At 64.5% G+C, this 20509-nt stretch carries 20 protein-coding genes; 11 read left to right on the forward strand and 9 right to left on the reverse strand.

Annotated elements, in window-relative coordinates:
• Window position 1 precedes the first annotated feature (1 nt).
• From PQQ53_RS05400 to PQQ53_RS05410, 3 genes are read left to right on the forward strand one after another with little or no spacing between them, the layout of a single operon-like run.
• On the forward strand, window positions 2–2620 hold the full coding sequence (locus PQQ53_RS05400) for a DUF802 domain-containing protein (RefSeq protein ID WP_408323381.1): 2619 nt from the start codon (window positions 2–4) through the stop codon (window positions 2618–2620).
• The gene (locus PQQ53_RS05405; protein ID WP_121323430.1) at window positions 2617–3264 is read left to right on the forward strand and encodes an OmpA family protein; all 648 of its coding nucleotides are present in this window, start codon (window positions 2617–2619) and stop codon (window positions 3262–3264) included. Before PQQ53_RS05400 ends, PQQ53_RS05405 begins: the two co-directional genes overlap by 4 nt.
• Window positions 3265–3286: 22 nt before the next feature.
• Window positions 3287–3913 (forward strand): DUF2894 domain-containing protein, encoded by a 627-nt coding sequence (locus PQQ53_RS05410; protein ID WP_408323382.1) that lies wholly within the window; start codon window positions 3287–3289, stop codon window positions 3911–3913.
• A 14-nt stretch (window positions 3914–3927) separates the two neighbouring features.
• On the opposite strand, the gene PQQ53_RS05415 is transcribed toward PQQ53_RS05410, so the two are convergent.
• Window positions 3928–4230 (reverse strand): TFIIB-type zinc ribbon-containing protein, encoded by a 303-nt coding sequence (locus PQQ53_RS05415; protein ID WP_408151985.1) that lies wholly within the window; start codon window positions 4228–4230, stop codon window positions 3928–3930.
• Between the two features lie 137 nt (window positions 4231–4367).
• Window positions 4368–5120, reverse strand: coding sequence for a TerC family protein (locus PQQ53_RS05420; RefSeq protein WP_408323383.1), 753 nt, complete (start codon window positions 5118–5120; stop codon window positions 4368–4370).
• A gap of 121 nt (window positions 5121–5241) precedes the next feature.
• On the opposite strand from PQQ53_RS05420, the gene PQQ53_RS05425 reads away from it, so the two are divergent.
• Window positions 5242–6123 (forward strand): LysR family transcriptional regulator, encoded by an 882-nt coding sequence (locus PQQ53_RS05425; protein WP_408139050.1) that lies wholly within the window; start codon window positions 5242–5244, stop codon window positions 6121–6123.
• A 49-nt stretch (window positions 6124–6172) separates the two neighbouring features.
• On the opposite strand, the gene PQQ53_RS05430 is transcribed toward PQQ53_RS05425, so the two are convergent.
• From PQQ53_RS05430 to PQQ53_RS05440, 3 genes are all read right to left on the reverse strand, one after another.
• Complete coding sequence (locus PQQ53_RS05430) at window positions 6173–6568, reverse strand: TerB family tellurite resistance protein (RefSeq protein WP_408139048.1); 396 nt, start codon at window positions 6566–6568, stop codon at window positions 6173–6175.
• Between the two features lie 215 nt (window positions 6569–6783).
• Window positions 6784–7944 (reverse strand): porin, encoded by a 1161-nt coding sequence (locus tag PQQ53_RS05435; protein ID WP_408323384.1) that lies wholly within the window; start codon window positions 7942–7944, stop codon window positions 6784–6786.
• A 487-nt stretch (window positions 7945–8431) separates the two neighbouring features.
• On the reverse strand, window positions 8432–9064 hold the full coding sequence (locus tag PQQ53_RS05440) for an MFS transporter (RefSeq protein WP_408323385.1): 633 nt from the start codon (window positions 9062–9064) through the stop codon (window positions 8432–8434).
• Between PQQ53_RS05440 and PQQ53_RS05445 the strand changes: the two genes are divergently transcribed.
• Complete coding sequence (locus PQQ53_RS05445) at window positions 9049–9723, forward strand: HAD family hydrolase (protein WP_408323386.1); 675 nt, start codon at window positions 9049–9051, stop codon at window positions 9721–9723. The genes PQQ53_RS05440 and PQQ53_RS05445 overlap by 16 nt on opposite strands.
• 27 nt (window positions 9724–9750) lie before the next feature.
• On the opposite strand, the gene PQQ53_RS05450 is transcribed toward PQQ53_RS05445, so the two are convergent.
• A complete protein-coding gene (locus PQQ53_RS05450) occupies window positions 9751–10518 on the reverse strand; it encodes a hypothetical protein (protein WP_408323387.1) in 768 nt (255 codons plus the stop codon).
• 540 nt (window positions 10519–11058) lie between these two features.
• Between PQQ53_RS05450 and PQQ53_RS05455 the strand changes: the two genes are divergently transcribed.
• Together PQQ53_RS05455 and PQQ53_RS05460 are read left to right on the forward strand one after the other, a co-directional pair.
• Complete coding sequence (locus tag PQQ53_RS05455) at window positions 11059–12021, forward strand: response regulator (RefSeq protein ID WP_408139040.1); 963 nt, start codon at window positions 11059–11061, stop codon at window positions 12019–12021.
• A 23-nt stretch (window positions 12022–12044) separates the two neighbouring features.
• Window positions 12045–13475, forward strand: coding sequence for a sensor histidine kinase (locus PQQ53_RS05460; protein WP_408151990.1), 1431 nt, complete (start codon window positions 12045–12047; stop codon window positions 13473–13475).
• A gap of 127 nt (window positions 13476–13602) precedes the next feature.
• On the opposite strand, the gene PQQ53_RS05465 is transcribed toward PQQ53_RS05460, so the two are convergent.
• On the reverse strand, window positions 13603–14112 hold the full coding sequence (locus PQQ53_RS05465) for a thioesterase family protein (RefSeq protein WP_408323388.1): 510 nt from the start codon (window positions 14110–14112) through the stop codon (window positions 13603–13605).
• A 356-nt stretch (window positions 14113–14468) separates the two neighbouring features.
• Between PQQ53_RS05465 and PQQ53_RS05470 the strand changes: the two genes are divergently transcribed.
• Window positions 14469–14795 carry a DUF4148 domain-containing protein gene (locus tag PQQ53_RS05470; RefSeq protein ID WP_408151992.1) on the forward strand — a complete coding sequence of 109 codons (327 nt, stop codon included), beginning with the start codon at window positions 14469–14471 and terminating at the stop codon, window positions 14793–14795.
• Window positions 14796–14935: 140 nt separating this feature from the next.
• Here the strand turns inward: PQQ53_RS05470 and PQQ53_RS05475 are convergent, their stop codons facing one another.
• Window positions 14936–16387 (reverse strand): MmgE/PrpD family protein, encoded by a 1452-nt coding sequence (locus PQQ53_RS05475; protein ID WP_408323389.1) that lies wholly within the window; start codon window positions 16385–16387, stop codon window positions 14936–14938.
• 344 nt (window positions 16388–16731) lie between these two features.
• On the opposite strand from PQQ53_RS05475, the gene PQQ53_RS05480 reads away from it, so the two are divergent.
• From PQQ53_RS05480 to PQQ53_RS05490, 3 genes are all read left to right on the forward strand, one after another.
• On the forward strand, window positions 16732–17499 hold the full coding sequence (locus PQQ53_RS05480) for a GntR family transcriptional regulator (protein WP_408323390.1): 768 nt from the start codon (window positions 16732–16734) through the stop codon (window positions 17497–17499).
• A gap of 174 nt (window positions 17500–17673) precedes the next feature.
• On the forward strand, window positions 17674–18942 hold the full coding sequence (locus PQQ53_RS05485; protein ID WP_408139548.1) for an MFS transporter: 1269 nt from the start codon (window positions 17674–17676) through the stop codon (window positions 18940–18942).
• Window positions 18943–19076: 134 nt separating this feature from the next.
• Window positions 19077–19493, forward strand: a complete 417-nt coding sequence (locus PQQ53_RS05490) for a substrate-binding domain-containing protein (RefSeq protein ID WP_408323391.1) — start codon at window positions 19077–19079, stop codon at window positions 19491–19493.
• Between the two features lie 267 nt (window positions 19494–19760).
• Here PQQ53_RS05490 and msrA read toward each other — a convergent pair whose 3' ends face one another.
• A complete protein-coding gene (gene msrA / locus PQQ53_RS05495; protein ID WP_408151996.1) occupies window positions 19761–20501 on the reverse strand; it encodes a peptide-methionine (S)-S-oxide reductase MsrA in 741 nt (246 codons plus the stop codon).
• Window positions 20502–20509 lie beyond the last annotated feature (8 nt).

Below are 20509 nucleotides of genomic sequence, written 5' to 3' on the forward strand. Positions count from 1 at the left end.
TATGTCCAGATATCGTATTGATCTCGTTGTATTCCTGGCAGGTCTGGCCGCTGCGTGCTGGATTGCCGCCAGCTATGTCGGTTCGAACCCGCTGGCGCTGGCCGTCACGTTATTGATCGGCGCCTGCTACATGGCAGGCGCGCTCGAACTGCGCCGCTACAGTCAGGCGACTGCCACGCTGACGCGCGCGGTCACGGGGCTCGCCGGGCCGCCGCCGAGTCTTGGGGCGTGGCTCGAGCCGCTGCATCCGAGCCTGCGCAACGCGGCGCGGCTGCGCATCGAAGGCGAGCGCGTGGCTTTGCCGGGACCGGCGCTGACGCCTTACCTCGTCGGCCTGCTGGTGTTGCTCGGCATGCTGGGCACGCTGCTCGGCATGGTGGCGACGCTGCGCGGCACCGGCATCGCGTTGGAGAGCGCCACGGACTTGCAGGCGATCCGCGCGTCGCTGGCGGCGCCGGTCAAAGGACTGGGCTTCGCGTTCGGCACCTCGATTGCGGGCGTGGCCACCTCGGCGATGCTCGGACTGTTGTCCGCGCTGTACCGCCGCGAGCGGCTCGAAGCGGCGCAAATGCTCGACATGAAGATCGCGACGAGCTTGCGCGTGTACTCGCAGAGCCATCAGCGCGAGGAAAGCTTCAGGCTGCTGCAACGCCAGGCCGAGGTGATGCCGGCGCTGGTCGAACGCTTGCAGACGATGATGACGGCCATCGAACAACAGAGCGCCGCGTCGAGCGAGCGGCAGATCGCGAACCAGGACGCGTTCCATGGCAAGACGGAGGCCGTGTATATGCGCCTTGCCGGAGCCGTCGAACAGTCGTTGAAGGACAGCGTCGCCGAGAGCGCGCGCGCTGCCGGCGCGGCGTTGCAGCCGGTCATGGAAACCACGCTGGCCGGCCTTGCGCGCGAGGCGGCGGCGTTGCACGAGACGGTCTCGCAGGCGGTGCAGCGGCAGATCGACGGACTGTCGAGCGGTTTCGAGGCGACGAGCGCGAACGTCGCGCAGATCTGGAGCAACGCATTGGCCGGCCATCAGCGCTCGAACGACGAACTGGCCGCGCATTTGCGCACGTCGCACGAGCGTACCGCCGAGATCTTTGAACAACGTTCGGCCGCGCTGCTGGACGGCGTGGCCGCGCGACTCGACGCGACGGCGGGCAGCGTGTCGCAAGCATGGAAGGAGGCGCTGTCGCAGCAGGAGAGCGTCGGCGAGAAGCTGGCGGCCAACAACCAGCAAGCGCTTGCGATGGCCGCGGCGACCTTCGAGGAGCATTCGGCGTCGCTGTTGCGCACGGTCGGTCAGTCGCATGCGGATTTGCAAACGGCATTGGCTTCGCGCGATGAACAGCGGCTGGTGGTTTGGACCGAAACGCTCGGTTCAATGGCCGCGAAGTTGAGCGAACAGTGGGAGCAGTCGGGCGCGCAAACCGCGAGCCGTCAGCAGGCGATCTGCGAAACGCTGGCGCAAACCGCACGCGATATCTCGGCGCAAACACAAGCGCATGCAAGCGAGACGATCGGCGAGATCGATCGACTCGTGCAAGCGGCGGCGGAAGCGCCGAAGGCTGCGGCGAACCTGCAAGCGGAACTGGTCGCGCGGGATCAGCAGCGACTGGCCGCATGGACCGAAACGCTCGGTTCAATGGCTACGAAGTTGAGCGAACAGTGGGAGCAGTCGGGCGCGCAAACCGCGAGCCGTCAGCAGGCGATCTGCGAAACGCTGGCGCAAACCGCACGCGATATCTCGGCGCAAACACAAGCGCATGCAAGCGAGACGATCGGCGAGATCGAACGCCTCGTGCAAGCGGCGGCGGAAGCACCGAAGGCGGCAGTGAACCTGCAAGCGGAACTGGTCGAGCGAGATCAGCAACGCCTGGCCGCATGGACCGAAACGCTCGGTTCAATGGCCGCGAAGTTGAGCGAACAGTGGGAACAGTCGGGCGCGCAAACCGCGAGCCGTCAGCAGGCAATCTGCGAAACGCTGGCGCAAACCGCACGCGATATCTCGGCGCAAACACAGGCGCATGCAAGCGAGACGATCGGCGAGATCGAACGCCTCGTGCAAGCCGCGTCGGAAGCGCCGAAGGCTGCGGCGGAAGTCGTCGCCGAACTGCGTCAGAAGCTCTCCGACAGCATGGTCCGCGATACCGCGATGCTGCAGGAGCGCAGCCGCTTGCTGGAAACGCTGGAGACGCTGCTCGACGCGGTGAACCACGCGTCCACCGAGCAACGCACGGCGGTCGATGCGCTGGTCGCCACGTCGGCGGACCTGCTGGAGCGCGTCGGCACCCGCTTCACCGATCACGTCGAGCGCGAGACCGGCAAGCTCGGCGCGGTCGCCGCGCAAGTCACGGGCAGCGCCGTCGAAGTGGCGAGCCTCGGCGAAGCGTTCGGCGCGGCCGTGCAGGTGTTCGGCGAATCGAACGACAAGCTGGCGACACACCTGCAACGTATCGAAACCGCGCTGGACAAGTCCCTCGCGCGCAGTGACGAACAACTGGCCTATTACGTCGCGCAGGCGCGTGAAGTGATCGACCTGAGCGTGATGTCGCAGAAGCAGATCGTCGAAGACCTGCAGCGGATTGCGGGTCAGCGCGCGTCCGCCGGAGCCGACGTCGTATGAGCGAGGAAATCGACGGCGGCGTGGAGCCGGCCGCGCCGATCTGGCCGGTATTCGGCGACCTGATGTCGGTGCTGCTGGGCGCGTTCGTGCTGATTCTGGTGAGCGTCATCGGCGTGCAGCTCGAACTCTCGAACAAGCTGGAGCAGGAGGTCAAGCAGCGTCAGGCGGAAACGCAGCGCCGCAAGACGCTCGAGCAGGCGTTGGCCGGGCCGCTGGCGGCCGGGCGCGTGACGCTCGTCAACGGGCGCATCGGCATCAGCGGCAACGTGCTGTTCGCGCTGAATTCCGATCAGTTGCAGCCGCAAGGCCGCGATCTGCTGAAGAGCCTCGCCGGGCCGTTATCCGCGTATCTGCAGGCCAACGACGAAATCCTGATGGTGAGCGGCTTTACCGACGACCAGCGCCTGCGCGAAGGCAATCGCCGTTTCGCGGACAACTGGGAGCTGTCGGCGCAGCGCGCGTTGACGGTGACGCGTGGCTTGATCGACGCGGGCGTGCCGGCGGCGTCGGTGTTCGCGGCCGCGTTCGGCTCGCAGCAGCCGGTGAGTTCGAATGCGGATGATCAAGGGCGGGCCAAAAACCGTCGCGTGGAAATCGCGCCGATTCCCAGGCCGTCGACTGCAACGGTGAAGCCCGGTGCATAGCGGCGACAGCAACGATAGCGGCGTGACAATCACTGCCCGTGCGACGCTCGACGCGTGGCGTGCGCGCGGTGCGGATCGTCTGGACCCCGTGCGTTTTCATTTCATCGTGGCGCTGGAACGTCGCGCGGCCGCTCACGGCGGCGAGGCGCGGCGCATGCTCGACGAGAAGCTGTCAGGATTGCTCGACGCGTATGCCGCGGATCTCGAACGCGCGACGGCGGCAGCCGCCGAAGTGGCAGCCGCCGCGCCGGTCTCGCCTTCACGCGAGCCCGCCCAGGAAACGCTGGCGGGTCTGCTCGGCCACATCGCCCGTCACGCACAGGCCGAGCGTGCGGACGCCGCTTCGTACCCCGAACTACCGGCGCTCGATTACTTCCGGGAAGTCTGGTCCAAAGTCCGCGCCGAGAAACAGATGCGCCAGTCACTGGCGCAAGTGCCCGGCAACGCCGGCCCGCTCAATTCGAGCAGCCTCGTGCACCGTTCGCTTTCGTTGATGCGCGAGTTGTCGCCGGGGTATCTGAAGCAGTTCTTATCGTACGTCGACACGTTGGCGTGGATGGAACAACTAAACGGTGGCGGCGCGCCGACGGGTAAAGAAGCACCGCGCGCCGGAAGCGGCAGCAAAGGCGCGCGCGGGAAAGCACGCTAACGCAGCGGGCGCGTTCAATCGAAGTCGAACACGTCGAAAATCGAGCGCTTCTTTTTGTATCCCCGATGTCCCGTTCGGTCATCGTCGTAGCGGCGCTGGCGGTCGCTCTCGTACGCCGGGTCCCGATCCCGGTGGCTCTCGCGCCCGGCGCGCGCCGCAGAGGGCGTATCGATTTGCTCTGCCGCGTCCTGCGCAATCAGTTTGTCGAGTTCGCCGCGATCGAGCCAGACGCCACGGCATACCGGGCAGTAGTCGACCTCGATCGAACGGCGCTCAGTCATCAGCAGGTCGGTCGTTTTGCACACAGGGCATTTCATGGTGTCGCTCCTTGACTTGAAAGTATCCGCACTTCGAACGTTCAGCCCGGCTAGCCACCCGCGACGGGACTCGCTAGCCGGCACTGCCTGAACCCACTTTCCTCAACCGCCTTTCACACGGTGCCGCGCGGCGGCGCTCATTGCGCGACGCCGGCCGCACGCTTCGTTTTCGCGCGCCGCACGAGCATGTTCAGGGCCTCGACGAACGCGGAGAACGCCATGGCCGCGTAGATGTAAGCCTTCGGCACGTGCGAGCCGAAACCTTCGGCGATCAACGTCATGCCGATCACGAGCAGGAAGCTCAGCGCGAGCATCACGATGGTCGGATTGCGATCGATGAAGCGCGACAACGGACGCGCCGCGAACAGCATCACCATGACCGCCGCGATCACCGCGACGAACATGATCGGCATATGCTCGGTCATCCCGACCGCGGTGATGATGCTGTCGATCGAGAACACCATGTCGAGCAGGATGATCTGGCCGATCGCGGCCGCCATCGTCAACTGGACGGTGCCGCTCGCCTTGTCGCTGACTTCGTCCGCGTGGGTCACGTGATGGCGGATTTCGCTGGTCGCCTTCCAGACGAGGAACAGCCCGCCGCCGAGCAGGATCAGATCGCGCCACGAGAAGCCGTGACCGAAAAACGTAAACGCGGTTTCGGTCAGTTGCGCGATCCACGCGACCGTGCCGAGCAGCGCGAGCCGCATCACGAGCGCGAGCAGGATGCCGATGCGCTGCGTGCGCGCGCGCTGTGCTTCGGGCAGCTTGTTGCTGAGGATCGAGATGAAGATCAGGTTGTCGATGCCGAGCACAATTTCCATCACGACCAGCGTCAGCAGCGCGGCCCATGCGGCAGGGTCGGAAACGAGTACGAGCAGGGAGTCCATGGGGCGGTGACAAAAATCGATGCGACGGCGGTCGCGGAACCGCCATCATGGTCGCCTTCAGGGTTCGAATAAATCAGTGATAAGCTGAGCAATATATCGATTATTTCGAAGTGTCCGAGGCATGCTCAATTACCGTCATCTCTACTATTTCTGGATCGTCGTGAAAGAGGGCGGTTTCGCGCGCGCGGCCGAACGGCTCGACATGGCCGTCCAGACGATCAGCGCGCAGGTGCGCGAGCTGGAGAAATCGATCGGGCGGCAGCTGCTCAAGCCGGCAGGGCGCGGCGTCACGATGACCGAAGCCGGCGAGACGGCCTTCAGTCGCGCGGAGCAGATTTTTCAGCTCGGCGAGGCGCTGCTCGACGAGATGCGCGATACGGGCGGCGAGGGAGTCGCACGGCTCGCCGTAGGTCTGTCGGACGGCATTTCGAAGCTCGCCGCGCATGCGCTGCTGGCGCCCGTGCTCGGCACGCCGGCGCTGCGGCTGCTGTGCCATGAGGGAGAACACGCGCACCTGTTGTCGGAACTCGCGCTGCATCGGCTCGATCTCGTGCTCGCGTGCCAGCCGGCGCCGCACAACACCGACCTGCGCGTGCTGAGCCAGCGCCTCGTGGGCTCGCCGGTGGATTGGTACGGGCCGGCGGAGATCGTCCGCAAGTCCGCACGGGCGGGTTTTCCGCAGTGTCTGGCGGAATTGCCCGTACTTTTGCCGACCGCGCACGGCGCGTTGCGGGCGCGGCTCGACCGGTGGTTCGACAGCGAAGGCATCCGGCCGCGCATCGTCGGCGAATTCGAGGACAGCGCGCTGATGGCGGTGTTCGCCGCGCGCGGGCTCGGCGTATTTCCGCTCGCGGAACTCGGGGCGGAAGATCTGTCATTGCTGCGCGGTTTGCGCTGGCTCGGTCGCTCGGACGGTGTGGTCGAGGAAATTCACGCAATCCGTTCGCGGCGCGGGCAGCATCATGCGCTCGCCTCTCAGGTGCTGGCCGCCGCGCGGTCGTAACCGCACGACGAGCTTCGCTAGCACGGCGGCGCGCCGTGCGCGTGCGTTGTCAGTGGCGCGTTTTTGGGCCCCACGCGTTGAACACCGCGGCGAGCAGCGCGATCTCGCCGTCCGCCAGGTGGTCGTCCGCGATCGCCACCGCCATACAAAGACGCATGACCTTGCGACGCAATGCGGGGTCGTCGATTTCGTCGATCAGCGTGGAGAGCGGAGCCGTGTCGAGATGGCCCACGGCCAGGTCGGGCGACATGTGCGCCACCGAGCGGTCCTCACACAGCGTCTGCACGATCTGCGCGAACTGCGCCGGTGCGAGACCGAGTTCGCCTGCGATGCCCAATCTTTCGAGCGCGTGTTCCTCGGAGCTGCATACATGCCCGTCGGAAGTCAGCGCGAGCGCCACGATGCGTGCAGCGGCCTGGGGACTGTTGCGCGGATAGGTTCGCATGATGAGGGTCCTTTCGCGGAGAGTGTCCGCAGTGATGAGGAGCCTCAGTCTGGGTCAGGACGAATATCGGATAAACCTGCTAATCCGGGAGCGAAGGTTCGGAAAAAGCGAAGCGAAAAAGGCAGAGTTCGCGAAGCACCGGCGCTGCCTGAACTGCGCGTATGCCTGACAGACGCCAGGCATACGTTTTCACAAGCTACGTGCTAAAGCGTTGCTCAGAACGCGTGACGCATGCCCACCGTGACGGCCACTTGCGTGTTCGTCGAAGACGGCGAGAGCGTATTGATCATCGCATGCGACAGCACCGAATCCGCCGGCGCGCCATGCACGTTCTGATACACGCCTTCGACATAGAAGTCCGTGCGCTTGCTGAGCGCGTAATCGGTTTGCAGCATGGCCGTATTCCAGCCCGGCGACGAACCGTTGTACGCGCCGTGCGAGAACGTGTACGAACCCGAGACGCTCAACGCCGGCGTGAGCGCGTACTTCGCGTTCACTTCGTAGTTGTCGAGGCGCAGCGAACCGGCGAGCGTGCCCGCCGTGCTGTCGGCCGCGCCGAGGTAGCTGCCCGTGCCGAACGAGAATACGCCCGACACGTTGTCGATCTGCGTATGGCTCCAGAGCAGCCCGACGGTAGCCGGTCCGAACGTGTAGTTGCCGCCGAGCGACCAGATGCGCTGGCGTTCCGCGAGGAAGTTCGCGCTGGTGTCACTCGAGGTCACCGCACCGGCGCCGTTGCCGGCGTTGTTCAGTTGCAGGTAGCCGGCGGCGAGATACAGCGGGCCCTGCGCATACGACAGGCCGAAGCCATACGAGCGGTTGTTCGCGAAGTCGCCGGCCTTGTTGCTGAACGAGTACATCGTTTCGAACGTGACGCCGCGGTAGACCGGGCTCGCGTACTTGACCGAATTGTTGATGACGACCGAGTTCGCCGCCAGGTTGTCGTTCTCGAACGGATGGCCGGCGATGCTGCCGCCCCACGTGTTGAACGAGGCCGAGACCGGACCGACGAGGTCGTTCATCACGTCGAACTGGCGGCCGAACGTCAGCGTGCCGTACGGATCGCTTTGCAGACCGACCCATGCCTGCGAACCGAACGCGCTACCCGAGAAAGCCTGCGCGCCGTTGTTCAGCAAGAAGCCCTGTTCCAGTTTGAAGATCGCGTGCAAGCCGGCACCCAGGTCTTCCGAACCCTTCAGGCCGAACACCGTGTTCTGCGTCGAGCTGCTGCCCAACTGCCAGTTGCTGTGGCCGAGTTGATTGTTGGTGTACACCAGTCCGGTGTCGATCAGACCGTAGAGGGTCACGCTGCTTTGCGCATGCGCGGACATCGTAAATGCGCCGCACAGCGCGGCCGCGAGCAAAGACTTTTTCATACTGGTTGGCTCCGTGATTAAACAGTGCTAGAGGGAATGGGTTGCTTTATTCACCGACGCCGCGCCACGAACGCGTATGCCATGCATTTACCACTCGTCGTTGCGAGAATCGTCGAAACTCAGGTGATTGAATAGATGCTTATTGCGCGCAATAACGCCATTGCGATGGCTTTGCGAGCGTGCATGCTGGTCGACTGCATGGTTTCGCGATGAGCGGAGTGAGCGCATCCTGGTTGGAGCGGAAATAACGTCGCTCCAATCATATGGCGTGGAAAATAATCGGGGTGTTGAAAAAATAAAGCCGTGTGGCTGCAAAAGAACAATGAGGGGGCGAAGCTTACCGTTTTCCGGCGCGCGGCGGGAGTGGCGACGTGTGATTCACGCGACAGAATGGGCGATATAGGAGCGTTTTGTTATTGGCCTCGATGCCGTGCGGCATTCAGGTCCGAAAAAGGAGGCGTGGTGATGCCTTAGCTTGAATGGCGATTTATTTCCTTGAAATTAAAAGGAAAGGCCGGTGTAATAACGCGCGCAATTCGTGTTTGATCGATGAGGAAATGATCGTGTGCAGCGACGCAAGAGAACTTCGCACGGCGAGCGTGCGAATGCGTTCTTTTGCACGCTCACCTGGCTCTTCGCTGGGGCAACTTGCGCCGGGCGGTATTGATTTCGCCTGCGGGAAAGCTCGATTGCGTCGACGCGCGCCACCACACCACGGCGGCGATCGTCGCATCACGGCCGCGATCAGCACACTCGCGCGCATGCCTTCGGCGATCGACGGCCGCATCGCGATCAAGGCGCCCGACAGTGCCACGCCCAGCGCTGCACCAGTCTGGCGCGCCGCATTCAGCACGCCTGCCGCGATACCCGCGCGGCTGCCGTCGACGCAGGCCATCAGCGCGGCGGTGGTCGCCGGTGTGATCAAACGTGCGGCGAGCCCGATCGCCGGCAACGGCCACGTAAGCGCGCCATAGCGCGCCGACCCGCCAATTGCCAGCAGGGCAGGATAGCCGCGCAGTAGCCGTTCTTTGAGCAGCGCGCGATCCCTGTCCCGCCATGAATACATGGCATATTGGCAGAACCCGCCATCCCCGGAGCCCTGCCATGCGAATTCAGACATCCTTTCTTTTCGATCTCGACGGCACCCTCGTCGACAGCGTCTACCAGCACGTGCTGGCCTGGAAAGAAGCACTAGACAGCGAAGGCATCCCGTTGTCGGTGTGGCGGATCCATCGCAAGATCGGCATGAGCGGCGGTTTGTTCACCCATCAGCTATTGCGTGAGACGCATGGCGATATCAGCGTCGAGCGCGGCGAGCGGCTGCGTCATGCGCACGCGGCGGCCTATCAGCGACTGCGTGCGCAGGTTTGCCCGCTGCCGGGCGCGCGCGAGTTGCTCGATGCGCTGACGCAGGCCGGCACGCCGTGGGCGGTGGCGACCAGCGGCCGGATGGAGACCGCCGCGCTCAATCTGGAAGCGCTCGGCGTCGACCCCGCGAAGGCCGTCGTCGTGACGCGCGACGACGTCAAATACGCCAAGCCCGACCCGGACCTGTTCATCGCTGCCGCAGAGCGTCTGGGCGTATCGATCGAGCACACGGTGGTGGTCGGCGACAGCATCTGGGACATGCTCGCCGCGCGGCGCTGCCGGTCGCTCGGGGTCGGCCTGCTATCGGGCGGGTACGGCACGGAGGAACTCGAACGCGCAGGCGCGCTGCGCGTCTACGACGATCCCGCCGACCTGCTGGAACATCTGGACGAAGTCGCATCGCGGCCGTGACGCGTCGGTATGAAGGCGCCCGCCGCTTCAGTGCTTATACGATTGCGCGGGTGCCGACAGATCCACCTTCGAGGACTCCCTGACCAATTGATCGGTCATCGCCGATGCCACCGGATTCGAACTCCGGCCACTCTTGCCGAGGTGGCTGCTGCCACCCGGCGGGAGCGGCAACGACGGATCGGGCTTGGCGGATTCCTTGACCAGTTGCGCCGTCAGTGCCGCCGAGACCTGGTTCGAGCCGCCGCGGCGCGAGTCGTCATGCTTGCGCCCGCGAGGTTGTTCAGCGCGCGGGGCTGGCTTCGACTTCGTCCGCACGGACGGCTGCACTTCGGTCGAGGCGATGACGGTGCTGGTTGCAGGTTGTGAGCCGTTCGCGGCTTGCCGGGTTGCCGGGGAGAGATTGGACGTAGCAGTCGCTGCGGGCGCGGAAGGTGTCGCAGCCACGGCAGGCGAGGGAGGCGCCGCAGGCGTGACAGGCGTGGCAACCACGCCTGGGGCAAGCGCCGTCGTTGCCGCAGCGGCAGCCGTCGTCGCGGGCGCGGCTGGCGCAATCCGCGCCGCTGCCGTGAGCTTGTCCGAGCCGCCGCCGTCCGGGAGCGTGCGAACCACAGCTCCCGCAGCCATACGAGATTCGCCGGCGCGCGGCGGGTCCGCTGCCGCGGTGCTGGCGCTGGCGATCACCTCGCCGGTTGCCGCCGGCGCCCGTTCTTCTTCCTTAGGGAAAAGTAGATAGCCGGCGACGCCTACGTCGATCACGAGCAGGCCGATTATCAACACCTTGCCGGTATTCGTCATATTTAACCAACAGATAAATCAAGAACTGTAAAGAGTCGATGATAAACGACTGCTCTCCGAACGACCGTTCGCTCCGCCAGTTGGCGATGGCTGATGTCCGATTGGACCTTGAACGGGCCAGTTCGCAGGCGCGTCCCGTATAGGCCCGGTGTCTGCGGCTGCGCCGCAAAGTTTTGCCCGTTCGCCCGATTCGACCCGCGCAGCCGATGTGTGCGCTTTCGCTGCACTGCGATGGAAGTTTGCACCGTCAGGCAAAGAGCCCTGTACTATACGGATCAACAGGGGGCCGGCTTGTTAGCTCGCATCCGAAGCTCCACACTCGGGCGCGCAAAAAAGGGCGTCGACCGGTTCCCTTGTGAATTTGCTGCGACCGGCAACGGCAAAAACAACGCGCCGACCATGCGGCTCACGGGCGAAGCATCGACCGCCTGTCGTGCCCGGGGCCGTCGTATTCCGGCACGCCGACTGGCCAGGGCCTTCGCGCCGGCCAGCCGGCCTGCTCGGTGTGCGACGGCGGCGACGTGACGGACCACGTGAAAAATGAACAACTTTATTCGACCACCTGTTTTCTATCCGGCAACGGTTGTTTTCGTCGATGACAACGACAGCTACCTCGATGCCCTGCGCCGGTTCTTCCCGGACACGTTCACCAATCTGTTTTTCACGCGGCCGCAAGCCGCGCTCGCTTTCATCCGTCAGCATGCGCGAGAGAATTCGCTGGAGTTCGCGTCGGCGTCGGCGTGCCTGAGCGAGCCGGGCGTCGAGCGGTTCGTCGAGACTTCCTCCGAGCGCGATGTCGTCGCGCGGCCTTCCCGTTTCGAGGAAGTGGCGGCGGTCGTCGTGGACTACGACATGCCGGGCATGAACGGCGTCGAATTCCTCTCGTCGATCTCCCACCTGCGCTGCGCGAAAGTGCTGCTGACCGGCGTCGCGAACGAGACCGTCGCGGTCAAGGCGTTCAACGCCGGCATCGTGGACCTGTATCTGCGCAAAACGGATGCGGATTCGGCCAACCGGCTAGCCTATTTCCTGAAGGATGCGAGAAACCGGCATTGCTCGGAATCGGGCTGGCTCGCGTTGGGCGAGAACGGCATGACGTATTGCGACCCGCGCACGCGCAAGGTGATCGACGAGGTGGTGGCTGCCGAAGGCATCGTCGAGTATTACTGGCGTCCGGAGCAGAACGCGATTCTGATGTTCGATCGCGCCGGCAACCCGAGCGTGTTCGTCGCGTGGGCGGAGAACGACTGGATCTCGCAGGGCGAGATCGTGGCCGACGAGGGCGGCCCGGCCGAACTGCTCGGGCAACTGGCGGTACGCGAGGTGATGCCGCTCTTCTGGCCGGACCTCGCCTACCGCGGCGGCATGGAATTCAGAAAGCTGACGCCGCGCGGCATCCCCGGCTGGGACGACGCGTTTTATGGCTGGACCCGCATCGATCCGGCCGAGGTGGGCCTGGATCTCGTGACGTTCTCGCAATGGCGGAATGAGCGCAATCGCTGAAGCCGGCCGACAGGTTGAGCGACATGTACGCCATTCCCACAGCTTTCGTGGCCGCGCTGTTCGTGGTGTTCGGGCTATACGTATTCGTCACTCAGGGGATCACGCGGCTGTCCGGGCCGTTTCTGCTGATGTGCGCGGCGACCTTTGCCTGGCAGGGCACATGGACGCTGCTGTTCCAGACCGACAACCCGCAGCTCGCGGGCGTGCTGGTCAGGCTGGGCTATCTGTTTATCCTCTTTCTGCCCACCACGTTTTATCACTTCGTCATCGAGGTGGCGGCGCGGCGGCGTGAGCAGCCGCTTCTGTTCGCCTCGTATGGCCTGTGTCTGGTGCTGGCCGCGCTGTTGCCCGGCCACGAAGTGATTGCCGGCTATCAGGCGCACTTCTTCGGTTTCTATCCGGTGGCGGGGCCGCTGCATCCGCTGCATGTCGTGCAGACGGTGGTGCTTGCCGGGCGCTGCGCGCAGATTCTGCTCGCCGCGCGCAAGCATGCTCGCGGCGAAGCACGCAGACGGCTCGATCTCTGCTTCGCGAACCTGTGCCTGTACTCGTTCGCGGCGGTCGATTACGCGGTCAACTACGGCTATGGGTTTTATCCGCCGGGCGTGCTGTTCATCGCGCTCAGCCTCGGGCTGCTCGCACTCATGATCGTCCGCTATCACCTGATCCACCCGCATGCGCTGGCGGCCACCATCGCGCACGAGTTCACGACGCCGCTCGCGACCATCGGCCTGCACGCCGACGAAATCGCCAGCGTCTGGAAGCAGATGTCCACTGGCCAGCGAATGCCAGCCACGCACGGCCAGTATGAAGACCATGTACAGCCGGGGCAGTTCGAGCGCATCGGCCAGCTCGCCACTGCAATCCGGCGCGAGGTGTCGGGCACCAGCGCGATGGTCGACATGGTGCTCGCGTCGTTCACGCTCGACCGCCTGGATCGCAGCCGCTTCAGCGCGCATTCCGTGCAGCAATGTGTGGCGTCGGCGCTGGAGCGCTACCCGTTTCGCGGCGACGAACGTGCGCGCGTCAGCGTCATGCCGATCGATCCGGCGCTGATGTTTTCAGGCTCGGATACGGTGGCGGTCTTCGTCCTGTTCAACCTGCTGAGGAACGCGTTGCACGCGATTCGCGCCAAAGGCGCGGGCCGTATCATGATCAGTGCCACCCAGGATCAGAACTTCTGCGTATTGCAGTTCTGCGACACGGGACCGGGCATCGCCCCCGACGTGCTGCCGTATATCTTCGACGCCTTCTTCTCGACGAAGCGTCACGGCAGCGGCGCGGGCATGGGGCTCGCGTTCTGCCGTCGCGCGGTCGTCATGCTGGGCGGGAGTATCAAATGCAGCTCGACGCAAGGTGCGCATACCACCTTCACGATACGGCTGCCGGTTCCGGGCACGCCGGCCGATCGCGCGCTACGCGCGCCGCCGGCGCGTTTTGGGCGCTGGCATTGACACGGGGTGCCGAGCGCGTTGCGCCTTTGATGGTACGCGCGCAGTGGGGTGGCGCAAAAAACGCGCGACTGCCGATAGATTGCCGATAGATAGCGGTGACCCTTTCGACCAGCGCGGCAATTCCGGTTCAAACATGTCCACCCCCATTGCGCCGCGTGCCGGCGGATAAGCCGATCACGCGCCCCGCGAACCTTGGCGGCGGCAACAGCGCGTGAGCGTCGGCCAATTCCCGCAGGCGGGCTTCGACATCGGAATCGAACGCTGCGGCGCGGGGCCCGCCGGTATCGACGTGCAGCAACATCTGCTCACCCGCGGCCACAGGCGCTTCGCGATGGCCGCTCCACATTTCGAGGTACAGGTGCAGACGCTTCGCATCATGCGCGAGCACGCGCATGTCGACGCGAACCGGCGCGCCTTCCTTGATTTCATCCAGATAGCTGACGTGCGCTTCGAGCGTGTAGATCGAGCGCCGTCGCGCTTTGCGCTCCGCGTCGGGCAAACCGATCAGGTCGATCAGCGAATCGGTCGCGAAGCTGAAAATCAGCATGTAGAACGCGTCGCGCAGGTGCCCGTTGTAATCGACCCATTCGGGCCGCACGACGTCCCGGTAGCAGGGCAGAGCAGCGTGTTGCGGCATGGGAATGGATCTCCGTCATTCGAATGCATTGGCTTTGGAACTGCGCGCGCTCGCGACGCCTGAGTGCGGGCGGCGGCGCATCGCTGCGCGTGGTCGGCGTCGTCAGTTCAGTTCACGGCGATTCGGGGGCGGCCGGGGATGGCGTCACGCGGCACTCACGCATGCAATCAGACTCAGAACGTACTGCAGCGAAAGCACAAACCCTCGCATAAGTGCCAATTTGTGTCGCCTGACGCAACAGTGAATTTTTGATTTAGGGGTTTACCCTAGGTCTCTTGGCTCCTAGACTCTCCTCACTCGCTGCCGAACTCAACAGGTCCTCCAGCGCCGCAAAAACAATCTCTGGGGTAGGAATCATGAAATCACTGATCGAAGCTGTAGTCATCGCCGCTCTCATTACCGCGCCGCTCGCCGCGTTTGCTCAATCCAACCAGCCGGTCACTCGCGCTCAAGTGCGCGCCGAGCTGGTTCAACTGGAAAAGGCGGGCTATGACCCGGCCAGCGCGGATGCCGACGACTATCCGGCGAACATTCAGGCGGCCGAAGCGCGCGTCGCAGCTCAGAACGCCACCGCCCAAACCAGCGGCTATGGTTCGGCAACCCACGGTTCGTCGCAAGCCGGCAGCCGCGCCGATGCGCAGTCGAGCTCGTATTCGGCTCCGGTCGTCAGCTACGGTCATTGATCGGCCACGGCGCGAGCGTAGGTCTCGCGCCGGGCCAAATCTGTCTCGAACATGAATGGCCTGCTTCACCGGAGGATTGGTGAAGCAGGCCATTCTGCATTCCGGCCCGCTCGTGCTTACGCGTTGCGCGCGCCGATCGGTCACACCGTGAACAACGGGCGCAACTGCTGTATGTTGTCCACGGTCTCCAGCCTGTTGATCTGTTCGATGAGCTGCTCCGTCTTGCGCTCACCGAGAACCGGCGCCATCAGATCGCGCGCCTTCGCGCCGACGGCTTCGGTGCTCAACGGGTTCTCCTTGGTGCCAGGCGGGAATCGGGTGAAGTGATCGACCTTCCGTCCATCGGTCAGCGTGACTTCGACGATCGCGCCACGCGGCGCGGCGGGGTCCATCAACGCGGCGTCCGGCGTCACGGTGACCTTCGCACGCTGCGCGAGAATACGCGGATCGTGCATCAGCGCGACGTCGTGACTGTCGGTAAACGAGACCGCCCCTTTGACGAGCGCGAGCGCCACGAGATGCTGGCAATTGACATCGGGCATCGCGCTGGCGCCGACGATGCCTTCGGCATCGGTGGGAATCTTCACGAGGATGCTGCGCACGTTGTCCGGCGTCAGGCCGTATTGCTTGCGCAAGGTCAGGAGTGCGTCGAGCGGGGACTGGATCGGATAGCCGACCGAGTACGTCTTGATGGCCGTCTCGGTGACGTAGAAGCGGCTGCCGAGTCCGTCGAGCATCGCTTCCGGCTTCGGACTGGTCGATAGTGCTATGAAGAGATTGTTGGTGCCGTCGAGTACATCGTAGACGCCGGTGAAACCCGACTGCGCCATGTCGACCGCCGTCACGCCGTTGCGCGCGCCCATGCCCGCGAAGTCGAACGCTTTCTCGATGTGGTCTTTGTCCTTCACCCAACTCCACAAGCCGGAGACCTGCTGCGCGGAATAGGAAATCGCGTAGCGCGTTTGCAGTTCATCCAGTTTCGCGAGCGATGCCGCGGCGCCGAGCGCGCCGAAGGTCGACGCGGTGCCCTCGGCGCTGCGATGCGAGCCGCGCACCTGGTCGGGTCCGAGCGCCATCAGCAGCCGGCAGGCGAGATCGTAGCCGAGCGTCACCGAGCGGATCAGCGCTTCGCCGCTGCAGCCTGCGCGCTCGCCCAGCGCCAGCGCCGCCGGCACGACCGAACTGCCGGGATGCGCCTTGGTGACGGGCTCGAAGTCGTCCGTCTCGTCGGAGTGCGCGCACATCGCATTGGCGAGCGCGGCGTTGATCGCTGTGGTGCGGAACGCTGCGCCGATCACCGAGGCTTGCGGCTCGCCACCGAGTCCATGCACGTAGTTCACCGCCATCGAGCCCGGCTTCATGCGCGAGCCGGACACCATCGCGCCGAACGTGTCGAGAATGCGGTGTTTGCAGGCGAGCACGACCGCGTCGGGGAGTGCATTGGTTTGCGCCGCCACCATGTAACGCGCGAGCCGTCCGGTCACGTCGGCATTGCCGGCGGCGAACAGGCGGGCAGGAGACAGCGTCAACGCGGCGATTGCGCCGGCCGATTGAAGCACGCGGCGGCGCGTCGGCGAGTGGCACTCGGACATGTCAATTCCTTATGGTCGTAGAGGGTCGATTGCATGGGGGAAACGGGTGAACGGGTCGCCGATCGGGCGAACTCCGAGACACCGTGATGGGGCGCGGCCGGATTGAGCAGCATCGCGCCGGTGAAGATCGCGTGCCGCCTGGAATGAGTATGACGGCTCCGGATTGAGTGTCGACATTTTGCGGATTATGACGCGATGCTTCTTAAAAACTCAAGGGCGGGCTAGAGGAAGTGTGCACACATTGAGCGTGCTGAGCTGGCAGTTTGCGACGTGTGCAGGCCCGGCGGTTTGCTAGAATCCGCTGCTGTGCCCGCCCTCCGGCACGCTTTCACGAAAGGACTGCGATGGATGAAGATGTCGACAAGAGCGCGCTTGCGGACGACGGCGAAGCGTCGCCGGTCGCGGAGATCGTCGACTGGGTGGCGCGCGGCATCATCGAGGGGCGGCTCGCGGCGGGCGACGATCTGAATTCGGTCGATCTCGCCAGACGTTTCGGTGTGAGCCGCACGCCGGCGCGTGAAGCGTTGTTCGTTCTGAGCCGCGAAGGGCTGGTCGACTGGTCGCCGCGGCGGCGGCCTCGCGTGTCCGCGGTCAATCTGAAGGACGTGCGGGAGATTTATCAGCTGCGCGCAATCCTGTACGGCGAGGTCTCGCTCGCGATCGCCGAGCGCGCGACCGACGAAGACATCGCCTCGCTATGGCGCGCGCATCAACGCCTTGCCGAGGTCGCAGCGCAAGGCGACGTCGACGGTTATTTCTGGGCCAACGTCGCTTTCCGCGACGAAGAGTTGCGCGTGTGCCGCAACGGCATTTTCAAGGAAGTGCTCGACTCGATGCGGATGCGAACCAACCGCTTGCGGCATCTCAGTACGACGCTGCCCGGCCGTCTGCAACGCTCGTGCGCGGATCATCAACGGCTGTGCGAGGCGTACGCCGAGCGCGATGGCGCGCTCGCGGCGGCGTTGAATCGTTCGATCGTGCTCAGTGCGTTGCAGGCGATCGAGCTGGCGTGGCCGGCTCAAGTCGTCGTCGATCCGGCTTCGTCTTCGTCTTCTTCTTCTTCTTCGTCTTCGTCTTCGTCATCAAAAAACAAGATTAATCCGATCAGATAAATTCATTTTTCAAGATGGATGGGCGTGCGTAACCTGACGTGGTTACTTAGGCGGCGGTAGCTGGCTCCAGGCGGCTTCAAGAGGTTCAGGCCATCTTCGCCAACGTCTCGATCACCCATTTCTGAAATCGGTCCGTGCCACCCACGGCCGTGGTTCTGCATCATGAGCGACCCAATGAATTTGCCGGCGAACCGGCTCGACGCGCTGCCGATCCAGCGCAGTCATATCAGCTACGCTGAGCGCAATACGTCGTACTGGCAGCGCAATCTCGCTGTCTGCGTGTTCGGGTCGTTCACGACCCTGGTGAGCCTGAGCATGTTGCTGCCTTTTCTGCCGCTGTACGTCGAGCAACTCGGCGTCAGGTCGCCGGCGGCGGTGGTCCAGTGGTCGGGCGTCGCGTTCGGTGCGACCTTCTTCGGCACCGCTATCACCGCGCCGCTTTGGGGGCGCCTCGCCAACCGCTATGGACGTAAGCCGATGCTCGTGAGAGCGGCGGTCGGCATGGCGGTGGTGATGTCGTTGATCGGCGTGGCGCACAGCGTGATCGATCTCGTCGTGTTGCGTCTCGTCGCCGGGCTGATCGGCGGCTATGCGTCGGCGTCCATCGTCATGATCGGCACGCAGGCGCCGCGCGAACGCGCGGGTTGGGCGCTCGGCGTGCTGTCCACCGGCGCATTGGCGGGCAATCTGATCGGCCCGCTCGTGGGCGGCTTCCTGCCGGGATGGGTCGGGATTCGCGGCACGTTTTTCGTCGGCGGCGCGATGATTGCCGTGGCCGCGGTCGCGACCATGCTGCTCGTGCGCGAAGACTTCGACCATGCCGTCGATGCGAAGCGCCGGCTCGCCGCGCATGCATCCCCTCGTGTGAGCGCGAATCGCGTCGTGATCCCCGCATTGCTCGTCACGGCGATGATGGTGCTGCTCGCCAACATGTCGATCGAACCGATCATTACGGTGTACATCGGCCAATTGGGTGTGCCGCACGAGCATCTTGCCCGCATGGCGGGCATCGTGATGGCGGCGTCCGCTTTCGGCAGCATGCTGACCGCGTCGCGGCTGGGCGCGCTCGCGGATCGGGTGGGTGGCTGGAATGTGATCGTCGGCTGCCTTGTCGCCACCGCGCTGGTCATGCTGCCGCAGGCTTTCGTGACGCACTGGTGGCAACTGGCGCTGCTGCGCGGCGTGATGGGGATGACGATCGCCGGTTTGCTGCCGTCGATCGCGAAGCTGGTACGTCAGTCGGTCGACGAAAGTCAGTCCGGAACGACGCTGGGCTATTTGCAGTCGGCGCAGTTCAGCGGGCAGGTGGTGGGGCCGCTGATCGGTGGGCAGATCGGCGCGCACATCGGGTTGCAGCCGGTGTTCTTCGTGACCGCATTGCTGCTGGCGATTTGCGCGGGGCTCAATCATTGGGTGCGGTCTCGCCATGCGCATGCGGGCTGAGAAGAACGGGCCTGCTTTTTCTTGTCGCCGTGCCCTGGATTCACGCCGGGCATTTGCGACGCCGCGCTCTCAACATTCAAGTCCGGCCTCGGCAACACCACACGGGCTTCACGTTTCGTGCCGAACCGATAACCGTGCATGGCCGCTTCTTCGACATCGGCGAAATGGTGCCGACGTCGTACCTGATGGCCGTCGCGGCGGGCGCGCCGCTCACCGCGCTGGCGTTACCGATGACGCGCCGTTTCCGCCGCGCGGGCACGCAGCGGCTGCGCTCGTCGACGATTCGCAATCCGAAGGATCTGGAACGTCCGCGCGCCGGCGTGCGCACCTACTCGGTCACAGCCGCGGTGTGGACGCACGGCATTTTCGCCGACGAATACGGCGTCGAATTCGACAAGGTGCGCTGGCAGAGTCAGGAAGGCGTGCACGTCGCCGAATACACGGACCCGGATTTCGTCACGCGGATCGACCTGCATGGCTCGTCGACGTATCGTACGTGTACGCGGCCGGCGATGATTCGGGCGGCCGTACACCGCACTACAACCGGGTGACGCTCGCCACCGACTAGCTGCTCTCGAAGCGCACCGATCTGTTCCTCACGGGCATTTACCAGCGTGCGAGCGGCCCTGGCGCGTGTGCGCAGATTTACACCACGACGGCGTCGAGCAGCCATTCGCCAACGCTGGTGCAGGCGGGTATCCGGCATCGTTTCTGAGCACGGAGCATGACGCTTTGCTCGCTGGAGCATACGGGCACTGCCGGGCAGTGGTGTGCCGCCATGCTCCAGCGATTCTCCTGCGGCCCTCGCCGGATATCGTCTACAACCCGCTGGTTTTCAGCAACACCGGGTCGTTGCGATACAACTCGGGAAACATCCGCTTCAATCCACTGACCTTCGGCAGATCGTTAATGGCGATATACGGGTAGTCGGGATGCAGTACGAGGAAGTTCTGGTGATAGTTCTCCGCCGGGTAAAAGCCCTTGTAGTCCTCGACCCGCGTGACGATCGGCCCGGAAAACACGTGCGCCTTGTCGAGCTGCGCGATATACGAGGTCGCGACGCTGCGCTGTTGCGCATTGGCGGGGAAAATCGCCGAACGGTATTGCGTGCCGTGGTCGGGGCCCTGGTAGTTCAACTCGGTGGGATCGTGCGCGACCGAGAAGAAAATCTGCAACAGACGTCCATAGCTGATCTGCGCCGGGTCATACGTGATCTGTACCGACTCCGCGTGTCCGGTGTCGCCGTCGCTGACGGTTTCATAGTGCGCGGTGCCGGCCGCGCCGCCCGCATAGCCGGCTGCGACCTGCTTCACACCCCGCACGTGCTCGAATACGCCTTGCACGCCCCAGAAGCAGCCGCCCGCGAACACCGCGGTTTCGCTATGCGTTGAGCCGGCCTGTTCGTCCTGCACGGGCGGCGGAATCTTCGTCGGCGCTTCGGCGGAGTTGGCGATGCGCTGCGCGGCCAGCACGCTCGCCGCAATCGCGACACAACCCGCGACCCGGGCGAAGGTCGAGCGTTTGCGCAACGAAGCCTTGATGGCAGATGTCGTGTTCATGATGCCGG

The sequence above is a fragment of the Paraburkholderia strydomiana genome (genome assembly GCF_046030495.1).
Lineage (GTDB): Bacteria > Pseudomonadota > Gammaproteobacteria > Burkholderiales > Burkholderiaceae > Paraburkholderia > Paraburkholderia strydomiana_A.